At 67.3% G+C, this 257-nt stretch carries 1 pseudogene; it reads right to left on the bottom strand.

The annotated features are described in order from the left end of the window. Positions 1 to 257, bottom strand: a pseudogene (locus O4G76_RS20990) (FAD-binding oxidoreductase); the annotation flags it as partial.

Here is a 257-nt window from a genome sequence, read left to right as displayed (position 1 = left end):
GTGTCGGTCTGCACCTCCCAGGCGTGGCCCGCACGGCGCAGCGTGCTGGCATCGCCAATTCGGATGGCCCCTCCCTGTCTCTGGAACAGCTCCGCGTACCGCGTGCCCAATTCACCGGGGGCCGCACAGCTCCAGACTTCGCGCCAATGGAGCGCGCCTGCGGGCGGGGTTTGATACAAAGGCTCCGCTTTACAGAGGGCCGCACCGCTCAGGGTGGCGGTGTCGATGCCGTAGCTGTGTCGCAGCCGGTCAAGATC

It is taken from the genome of Limimaricola sp. G21655-S1, assembly GCF_027213785.1.
Lineage (GTDB): Bacteria > Pseudomonadota > Alphaproteobacteria > Rhodobacterales > Rhodobacteraceae > Limimaricola.
Note: the sequence above shows the minus strand (reverse complement) of the source record. Positions and strands in the feature narration are given on the sequence as shown.